The organism is Streptomyces sp. NRRL B-24572 (assembly GCF_002156145.1).
GTDB lineage: Bacteria > Actinomycetota > Actinomycetes > Streptomycetales > Streptomycetaceae > Streptomyces > Streptomyces vietnamensis.
The window spans coordinates 1-8,890 of the sequence record NZ_MWIG01000481.1 but is presented as its reverse complement, the minus strand read 5'-3'; the positions used below and the strand labels follow the sequence as shown (position 1 = coordinate 8,890).

Sequence of the window (8,890 nt, the reverse complement as noted above, 5' to 3'; positions counted from 1 at the left end):
GCCGCCTCCTCGAACAGGGCCAGGGCCTTGTCGTAGGAGCCCGTGTTGCGGTGCATCTGCGCGATGCCCTCCAGCGCCCACACCGTGTGCCGGGCCTCGCCGCGGCGGCGGGCCTCGGCGAGGAGCTGTTCGTGCAGCCGGCCCACGGCCTCGTAGTCGCCCTGTATGCGCCCGGTCTCAGCGAGCCCCGCCAGCGAGTAACCCCGCACGACGACGTCCTCGCCCCGCTCGCCCGCCTCGGCCGCGAGCCGCAGGAGCCGGTACGCCAGCCGGAACGCACCGCGCTGCCGGGCCAGCGTGCCGCCGCTCCACAGCGCCCACGCCATCGCCCCCTCGTGACCGGCCGAACGCGCCGCCCGATAGCTCGCCTTCCACGCTCGGTCGGCTTCCCCGATCCGCCCGAGCCTGCGGCACGCCTCCGCCACGGCCAGCCCACACCGCGCCACCTCCCGCAGGTCCCCGGCCCGTTCCGCCGCCTGGAGTTCCTCGATGCCCCGGGCGAGCACCTCGGGCAGCGAGGCGTTCACCGACAGCGACCCGAGCGCTCCCTGATACTCCGGCGCGGACGCCTTCGCCCGCCCCGCCTCACGCACCTGACCTGCCATCAGAACCTCCTCCGGTCGGCTCGACGATCAAGCCGACGCGAGGGTGAAGACGGTGTCGGCGGTGCCGGGTTCCGGATCGGTCGGAAAGTCCGTCTCCGTGGGGGCGGCGGGTCATCCTCAAGTGCTACGCGGCCGACGGAGGCTCCTCAATGAGACGGACCCGGTGCCTGGTGGTGGCCGGGTAGGGGTGGTGCTGTGCGGCAGGCGCTGTTGAGGGTCACGGCCGCCGAGGCGGCCCGGTTCGCTTCTGACGCAGCATGGCCTCGGTCGTGGGAGCCTGCGCGGTCACCATCGGTACGGGCAGGACCGCCGTGTCGGTCGGCGGTGCTCCAGCTCTTCGAGCGGCCGTGGCGCGGCCGGGACAGCAGTGTCATGCGCCTCCGCCGCGGTTGCCGCGCCCGGCGCTCGCTGCTGCCGCGGCCCGGGTCCCCCGGCCTGTGCGTGGGCCGCGGTCGACGCCTCCCGACCGCCTCCGGGCCGGGCTCGTCGTCTCCACGGGCTCGGCGTGAACGTGCGAGGTGCACCGGCCGGTGCTGCAATGGGGACAGGACTGCGTCCGGGGCGTCCGTCGAGACGCGGCACGGACGGGACGGGGTCGGTCAAGTCCTTCCCAACTGAGTGTGGAGTGGTCATGAGCGATGAATTCGAGGACATGGGGCCGGTGGACTACCTGGTCATCGAGTTTCCCGGCAACCGTATGACGGGCAAGGGACTGCCCCTTCTCCTCGATCTGGTCGACAGAGGAATCATCCGCATTCTCGACCTCTCGTTCGTCCGGAAGGACGCCGACGGCAGTGTCGTCGGCGTGGAGCTACGGGACATCGACGCCGACGGCGAACTGGACCTGACCGTGTTCGAGGGCTCCTCGTCAGGACTCCTCGGTCAGGACGACCTCGACGAGGCGGGGGCGGCCCTGGAGGCGGGCAGCTCGGCAGGCATCCTCATCTACGAGAACCTCTGGGCCGCGCCCCTCGCGCGGGAACTGCGGCGCGGTGGTGCGCAGCTCGTGGCCGGCGGGCGCATCCCCGTGCAGGCCCTGCTGGCCTCGCTGGACGCCATGGAGGAATCGGGCGGCAGCGCCGCCGCCTGACGCCGACGGACGACAGTCAAGGAGGATCGACATGCCAGGACTTCTTCGGGGCGTGGCGCGCACCGCGGTAGTGGCCGGGACGGCGACCGCCGTCTCCAACAGGGTCTCGCGCCGCCAGGCGGGCCGCTGGGCCCAGCAGGAACCGGCTCCGGCGCAACAGTACGCACCGCCGCCGCCCCCGCCGCCGGCCGCGGCCCCCGCCCCGGCCGACGACATGAGCAGCAAGATCGCTCAGCTCAAGGAACTCGGCGAGCTGAAGGAACAAGGCGTGCTGACCGAGGCGGAGTTCGCGGCCCAGAAGAGCAAGCTCCTCGGCTCCTGACGCCCGGAGCGAGCTGCCCGCTCCCCTGCGGCTTCCGGCCGCCGGAAGGAGCGCGTCCGCTCTCGTCCCCCGGGCTCGTGGGCCCGCCGGAGCCACCGCGCCGGCCCTCGTCCCGAACGGCTCATGGCCGTCGGGGCGCGGGACGGCGCGTTCGGCCGCTCGGACGTTCGGGGAAGGCGGGGATGTGCGGGCCCTGGGGCAGGAGCTCGGTGACGACGAAGGCCAGGACGGCGGCCAGTACCACCAGAGCCACCGTCTCCGCGTTGCCCAGCAGGAGCACGACCAGGACCACGCCGCTCACGGGCAGCCGCAGCGCCGCGGTCACGGAGGCGGCCATGCCGATCGCCATCGCCGGAACGAGACCGAGGCCCGGCAGGGGGGCGAGCAGGGCGCCGGTCGCTCCGCCCAGGAACAGCGCGGGAAAGACGGGGCCACCGCGAAGGCTGCCCAGGCACAGCGCGTACGCGAGGCCTTTGAAGACGAGGATCGCGACGAGGGCGCCCACCGACCAGGCGTGGGGATTCTGTGCCAGCTCGGACAGCGTCGCCTCGCCGGACAGGGCCGCCTCGGCGGGCGAGCGGCCGGTGGTGACGGCGTAGAGCGTGATGCAGACCGCCGCGCCCGTCGCGCAGAGAACCGTGTTCCGTACGATCCGGCTCGCCACGAAACGGGCCGCGAACCGGCCGCCCACGAGGGCCCAGTGGACGACGAACGCGACGGCGGGCGCCACGACGAGGACCCACAGCACGTCCGCGCCGTCGAGCGGCGGCGGCTCGGGCAGCCCGATGTCCAGGCTCCCCGTCTCCAGGCCCGTCCAGTGGACGAACCCGGTGAAGATCAGCGCTCCCACGCCGCTGGACAGCAGGGCCGGCAGCATCACGGCGAACAGCTGCGGTCCGCCCACCCCGGCCACCTCCATCAGCAGCACGGCGCCGACCACCGGGTTCCCGAAGAGCGCGGAGATGGCCGCCGCCGCCCCGGCCGCGCCGAGCAGCGCCGTGCTCGCTTCGGTCTGCGGGGCGCGGACCAGGCCCGCGAAGAACAGCGCGAGGCCTCCGCCCAGGGCGATCAGCGGCGCCTCGGGGCCCAGTACGGCGCCGAGCGGAAGACCGGCCATCGCGGCGAGGACGACACCGGGCAGGGCCTGCTTCGTGACCCCGCCCGCGTGCAGCCCGCCCGCCGGGATGTGTCCGCCCCGGCCGGGCAGGCGTGCGACCACCAGACCGACGACGAGTCCGGCCACCGGCAGCAGCACGAGCCCCCACCACCAGGGAGCCTGCTTCCAGCCCAGGTCCTTCGGCCAGTCCGTCCAGATGAGGCCCTCCAGCTCGTGGAGCGCCACGAGGAACCAGAAGGCGACGAGCGCCACCGGAACGCCGATCAGCCCGGAGAACACCAGAGCCTTGCGGTACTCGGGCCGCCGCAGCATCGTCCGCAGCAGGTCGGCTTCCTGGGGCTGGCTGCCCTGCGCATCGGTCACGCGGCTCGGGGGTGAGGTTCCGGTGATGGGGCCCTCCACGGCTCGACACCACGCCAGGCACCCGGGTCGGCGGGCACAGGATGGCACTATGGGTATATATCGGGGCGTATATACCGTGAGGGCGGCGCGGTTATGCGCGTGCGCCGCGGTTCAGCCGTTGAGCGGAGCCGACTAAGGCGACCCGGTACCGCCCCGTGCGTCAGAGCGCGTCCGGGCCGCGCTGCCCCGTGCGGACGCGCACCACCGTCTCCACCGGCACCGCCCACACCTTGCCGTCGCCGATCTTGCCCGTGTGGGCGGCGCGGACGATGGCGTCGATGGCGGGCTCCATGTCGGCGTCCTCGACGACGACCTCGATCCGGGCCTTGGGGACGAGGTCCACGCGGTACTCGGCGCCCCGGTACACCTCGGTGTGGCCTCGCTGGCGCCCGTAGCCGCTGGCCTCGGTGACCGTCAGCCCGTTGATGCCGAGTTCCTGGAGCGCGTTCTTCACCTCGTCGAGGCGGAACGGCTTGACGATCGCGGTGATCAGCTTCATGCGGAGGGCTTCCTGTCCTTGACGAGCGGGGTGACGGGGGACGCGGCGTGCAGCGGCGCGCCGCCGTGGCCGAGCACGCCGTGATCGTAAGCGGTCTCCGCGTGCACCGTCTGATCGAGTCCCGTCAACTCCTCCTCGGCGGAGGCCCGCAGCCCCATCGCCCGGTCGAGGGCCTTGCCGATCCCGTACGTGACGAGGAAGGTGTACGCCGCCACGGTCGCCACGGCGAGGGCCTGCCGGCCGAGCTGGCCGAGCCCGCCACCGTACAGCAGCCCCTCCTTGCCGCCGGTCATCGCCGAGGTCGCGAACAGGCCGATCAGCAGCGTGCCGACGACACCTCCGGCGAAGTGCACGCCCACGACGTCCAGCGAGTCGTCGTAGTCGAAGCGGAACTTCCAGGCGACCGCGTACGAGCAGACGACGCCCGCGGCGAGACCGACCGCCGCCGCACCCGGCATGCCGACGACCCCGCACGCAGGAGTGATCGCCACGAGCCCGGCGACCGCGCCGGACGCCGCGCCGAACGTGGTCGGGTGGCCGTCGCGCCGCTGCTCGACGAAGAGCCAGCCGAGGAGGCCGGTGCACCCGGCGACGAGGGTGTTGAGGAGGGAGGCGGCGGCCAGACCGTTCGCGCCGAGCGCCGAGCCGCCGTTGAAGCCGAGCCAGCCGAACCACAGCAGACCCGCGCCGAGCAGGACCATCGGCAGATTGTGCGGCCGCATCGCGTCCTTCTTGAAGCCGATGCGTGGACCGAGTACCAGGCACATCGCGAGGCCGGACGCGCCCGACGCGATCTCGACGACGAGTCCGCCCGCGAAGTCGAGGGCGCCCAGCGAGTGGGAGATCCAGCCGCCGGGGCCCCACACCCAGTGCGCCACGGGAACGTATACGAGGAGCGTCCATACCGGCACGAAGACGAGCCAGCCCGCGAACTTGGTACGGTCCGCGACCGCGCCGCTGATCAGCGCCGCCGTGATGATCGCGAAGGTCAGCTGGAAGGTGCTGAAGAGGAAGGTGGGAACCGTGCCGGTGAGGGTGTCGGGACCGATGCCGGCCAGGCCGATGTGTCCGAGGCCTCCGATCAGGCCCCCGAAGGCATCGTCGTCGAACGCGAGCGAGTAGCCGGCGACCAGCCAGACCACCGTGACCAGGGCGATCGACACGAAGCTCATCATCAGCATGTTGAGGACGCTCTTCGTGCGGACCATGCCGCCGTAGAACAGAGCCAGGCCCGGAGTCATCAGCAGAACCAGCGCGGTGGCGGCGAGCATCCAGGCGGTGTCACCGGTGTCGAGCCGGGGTGCGGCGGCGAGGGGCATCAACGGTCTCCTCCTACTGGGTAGGGGGAGAGCCTCGCGGCGGTGCGTTTCGCGATGCGTACGCAGGCGTTTCCGCTGTGTTTCGCATGACGCGGGGATTTCCGGAACCTCACGCCGCACCCCGCTCGTGCCGGCTGATCCGCTCTCGGCGTCGGCATGCGCAGCGACATCGAACTCGACCGGGTGGAGGGCGTCCACGGGCCGCGCACCCCGAAGGTCGTCCTGGTGACCGGCGTCCCCGCTACGCCGACTCCCGGCGGACGAGCTCCGTCGGCAGGATGACCGTGACCGGGTCCTCGCCCGCTATCCGCGCGAGGAGCGTCCGGACCATCTCGGCGCTGATCCGGTCCCAGGGCTGGCGGATCGTGGTCAGCGAGGGGCGGGAGGAGAGGGCGGCCGGGGAGTCGTCGAAGCCGCCGACGGCGATGTCCTCGGGGACCCTCCTGCCCGCGCGGGCGAGGGCGTCGAGGACGCCCTGCGCCATGAGGTCGGAGGCGACGAAGACGGCGTCGATGTCGGGGGCGCGCTCCAGGAGGGCGCGGGCCGCGTCCTCGCCGCTGGCGCGGCTGTAGTCGCCGGTGGCGATGAGCGTCTCGTCGACGGGCAGGCCGTGCTCGGCGAGCGTCTCGCGGTAGCCGGCGAGGCGCTCGACGCCGCCGGGGGTGTCGAGGGGTCCGGTGACGGTGGCGATCCGGCGCCGGCCGGTCGCGTACAGGTGGCGCACCATGTCGCGGGCGCCGTCCCGGTCGTCGGCGGCGACGTAGCCGATCTTGGCGGTCTGGCCGAGGGGCTTGCCGCAGGCGACGACGGGGACGCCGGCCTCGTGCAGCCGGGCCACCACGGGGTCGCCGGAGTGGCTGGAGACGAGGAGGACGCCGTCGACGTGGCCGGCCTCGATGTAGCGGAGGTTGCGGCGGCGTTCGTCCTCGGTGCCCGCGATCATCAGGAGGAGCGGGATGTCCTGGGCGGCGAGGGCCTGGGTACAGGCCCTGAGGAGGACGTTGAAGTTGGGGTCCTCGAAGAAGCGCTCCTGGGGTTCGGTGAGGAGGAAGGCGACCGAGTCGGACTTGCCGGTGATCAGTGAGCGGGCGTGCCGGTTGACGACGTATCCCGTTCTTCGGATCGCGGCGTCGACGGCCGCCTTGGCCGTCGGGCTGACGTAGTGACCGCCGTTGAGGACGCGGGAGACGGTGCCGCGCGAGACCCCGGCCTCGCGGGCCACGTCGTGGATGGTCGCCGGGCGGCGCCTGCTCGCTGCTGTGCTCATGCTGTGTGTTTCCCCTCGATCCCCTGTGGTCAGGACTTTACGGCGCCGGAGAGCAGGTCGAGGCTCCAGAAGCGCTGGATGACCAGGAACAGGGCGATGAGCGGGAGGACGGCGAGGAGGGCTCCGGTGATGACGAGGGTGTAGAGGGAGGGCTGGCTGGCGCCCTGCTTGAGGAGGGTGAACAGGCCGACGGTCATGGGGAACTTCTCGTCGTCGCCGAGCATGATGAACGGCAGCAGGAAGTTGTTCCAGATGGCGACGAACTGGAAGAGGAAGATCGTCACCAGGCCCGGGGACATCATGGGGACCGCGATCCGCAGGAAGATCCGCCACTCGCCGGCGCCGTCCATCCGCCCGGCCTCGACGAGTTCCATGGGGACGGCGGCCTCGGCGTAGATGCGGCCGAGGTAGACGCCGTACGGGGAGAGGATCAGCGGCAGCAGCACGGAGGCGTACGTGTCCGTCAGATCGGCCTCTGCCATGAGCAGGTACTGCGGGATGGCGAGGATGACCGGCGGCATGAGGACGCCGGTGAGGATCATGTTGAAGAAGGCCTCGCGGCCTCGGAAGCGGTAGACGGCGAAGGCGTAACCGGCGAACGCGGAGACCACGGTGGACAGGACGGCGCCGAGGCCCGCGTAGAAGACGGAGTTGCCCATCCAGCGCCAGTAGATGCCCTCGCGGTACGCGTTCAGGTCGGTGAGGTTGTCGGCGAAGCCGTCGCCGGGCAGGAAGGTGAAGGTGGAGAAGAGGTCCTGGCCGGTTTTGGTGGCGGCGACCACGACCCAGGCGACGGGCAGCAGGCAGTAGAGCGCGCCGAGGACGAGGGCGGCCGTGGGGAGCAGGGCGGTGCGGCCGCGGGTCTTTCCGCCGGAGGCGGCGGGCGGTCCCTGGGAGGTGCCGGGGGTGGTGCCGGCGGCCGGGGCGGAGGCGCGGAGCGGAGGGGAGGCGAGGCCGGTCATCGGCTTGCTCCTTGTGCGGTGCGGCGGTTGGAGGCCCTGAGGAGGGCGAAGGAGAGCGCGAAGGTGGCGAGGGCGAGCACGACGGCGGTGGCCGAGGCGGCGTGGATGTTCCCGCCGGTGAAGGCGTCGTTGTAGACCTTCATGAGGGGGCTCCAGGTGGAGGGGATGCCGTTGGTGAGCGGCTTGAGCGTCATGGGCTCGTTGAAGACCTGGAGGGTGGCGATGATCGAGAAGAAGAAGGTGAGCACCAGCGAGGGCGCCACCATCGGGATCTTGATGCGGAGTGCGGTCTGGAGCTCCGAGCAGCCGTCGAGCCTGGCCGCCTCGTACACCTCGGCGGGCAGGGAGCGCAGCGCGGTGTAGATGACGATCATGTTGAAGCCGGTGCCGCCCCAGACCGCGATGTTCGACATCGCCAGGTAGAGCGGTCCGCCGTCCATGAGGTCGGGCTGCGGGAGTCCGAGGGCGTCGAGGACGTACAGGAAGGGGCTGACGTCGGGGAGGTAGAGGAAGCCCCAGAGGAGCGCCGCGATGACACCGGGGACGGCGTACGGCAGGAAGATCGCGAGGCGGGCGAAGGAGCGGGCGCGGACGCGCTCGGAGTCGAGCAGGAGCGCGAAGAACAGGGCGAGGCCGAGCATGACGGGGACGACGATCGCGCCGTAGCCGAGGACGCGCAGGGCGCTGTGGAGGAATTCGGAGTCGGTGAGGGCGGAGGTGTAGTTCTCCAGGCCGGCCCAGACCTCGTGCCGGGCTCCCTTGCCGAGGCCGAGGCCCTTGATCTCGACCTTGTGGAAGCTGAGCCAGACGGCGTAGCCGATGGGCAGGGCGAAGAAGAGGGCGAAGAAGAGGGCGGCGGGGAGGAGGAAGAAGTAGGGGGCGCTTCGCGCTCGTTCGAGTGTGGTGGTGGGCGACGGGAGGGCGTACGGGGCCGTCTTGACCCCGTACGACCGGCGCGCGCCCTGGCGGGGCTGCGTCACTTGGCGACTCCGAAGCCCTGCTTCTTCAGGTCCGCGACGGTGGTGTCCCGCATGGCGGTGAGGGCGGTGGCGAAGCCGGACTTGGCCTTGGCCTTGGCTGCCTTGCCGAACTCGTCCTTGAAGGAGGTGTAGGCGACGTTCACGTTGGGGCCCCAGGCGCCCGGCGCGGTGGTCTTCGCGATCTCGGCGGCGCGGGTGTAGAAGTCGGGCTGGTTGGCGAAGTAGTCGGGGGCCTTCGCGAGGGCGCCGCTGGTCTGGGCGGCGGTGGCGGCGGGGTAGATGCCGCTCTCCTTGACGAGGGCGGCGAGGGCCTTCGGGTCGGTGTTC

The 8,890-nt window shown here is 71.7% G+C and carries 8 protein-coding genes and 3 pseudogenes; 3 read left to right on the top strand and 8 right to left on the bottom strand.

All coding sequences use genetic code 11. The features are described 5' to 3' along the window. Window positions 1–605 (bottom strand): annotated as a pseudogene (locus CCN56_RS27305) (hypothetical protein); the annotation flags it as partial. A 631-nt stretch (window positions 606–1,236) separates the two neighbouring features. On the opposite strand from CCN56_RS27305, the gene CCN56_RS27300 reads away from it, so the two are divergent. Together CCN56_RS27300 and CCN56_RS27295 are read left to right on the top strand one after the other, a co-directional pair. Then, the gene (locus CCN56_RS27300) at window positions 1,237–1,695 is read left to right on the top strand and encodes a DUF6325 family protein (protein ID WP_179199997.1); all 459 of its coding nucleotides are present in this window, start codon (window positions 1,237–1,239) and stop codon (window positions 1,693–1,695) included. Window positions 1,696–1,726: 31 nt separating this feature from the next. Further along, a complete protein-coding gene (locus CCN56_RS27295; RefSeq protein WP_086830612.1) occupies window positions 1,727–2,017 on the top strand; it encodes an SHOCT domain-containing protein in 291 nt (96 codons plus the stop codon). 121 nt (window positions 2,018–2,138) lie between these two features. On the opposite strand, the gene CCN56_RS27290 is transcribed toward CCN56_RS27295, so the two are convergent. The 3 genes from CCN56_RS27290 to CCN56_RS27280 all read right to left on the bottom strand — a co-directional run bounded on the left by CCN56_RS27290 (window position 2,139) and on the right by CCN56_RS27280 (window position 5,354). Continuing rightward, complete coding sequence (locus CCN56_RS27290) at window positions 2,139–3,446, bottom strand: chloride channel protein (RefSeq protein ID WP_086830613.1); 1,308 nt, start codon at window positions 3,444–3,446, stop codon at window positions 2,139–2,141. Window positions 3,447–3,696: 250 nt separating this feature from the next. Further along, complete coding sequence (locus CCN56_RS27285; RefSeq protein WP_041133080.1) at window positions 3,697–4,035, bottom strand: P-II family nitrogen regulator; 339 nt, start codon at window positions 4,033–4,035, stop codon at window positions 3,697–3,699. Beyond that, window positions 4,032–5,354 (bottom strand): ammonium transporter, encoded by a 1,323-nt coding sequence (locus CCN56_RS27280; RefSeq protein ID WP_086830611.1) that lies wholly within the window; start codon window positions 5,352–5,354, stop codon window positions 4,032–4,034. Before CCN56_RS27280 ends, CCN56_RS27285 begins: the two co-directional genes overlap by 4 nt. Before the next feature lie 147 nt (window positions 5,355–5,501). Between CCN56_RS27280 and CCN56_RS44965 the strand changes: the two are divergent. After that, a pseudogene (locus tag CCN56_RS44965) lies at window positions 5,502–5,636 on the top strand (lactate utilization protein C); the annotation flags it as partial. Here the strand turns inward: CCN56_RS44965 and CCN56_RS27275 are convergent. From CCN56_RS27275 to CCN56_RS27260, 4 genes and pseudogenes are all read right to left on the bottom strand, one after another. Next, window positions 5,596–6,621 carry a LacI family DNA-binding transcriptional regulator gene (locus tag CCN56_RS27275; protein WP_086830610.1) on the bottom strand — a complete coding sequence of 342 codons (1,026 nt, stop codon included), beginning with the start codon at window positions 6,619–6,621 and terminating at the stop codon, window positions 5,596–5,598. The pseudogene CCN56_RS44965 and the gene CCN56_RS27275 sit on opposite strands and share 41 nt — an antisense overlap. 29 nt (window positions 6,622–6,650) lie before the next feature. Further along, a complete protein-coding gene (locus CCN56_RS27270) occupies window positions 6,651–7,583 on the bottom strand; it encodes a carbohydrate ABC transporter permease (RefSeq protein ID WP_086830609.1) in 933 nt (310 codons plus the stop codon). Beyond that, complete coding sequence (locus CCN56_RS27265; RefSeq protein WP_086830608.1) at window positions 7,580–8,563, bottom strand: carbohydrate ABC transporter permease; 984 nt, start codon at window positions 8,561–8,563, stop codon at window positions 7,580–7,582. Before CCN56_RS27265 ends, CCN56_RS27270 begins: the two co-directional genes overlap by 4 nt. Further along, a pseudogene (locus CCN56_RS27260) lies at window positions 8,560–8,890 on the bottom strand (sugar ABC transporter substrate-binding protein); the annotation flags it as partial. The gene CCN56_RS27265 and the pseudogene CCN56_RS27260, both read right to left, overlap by 4 nt.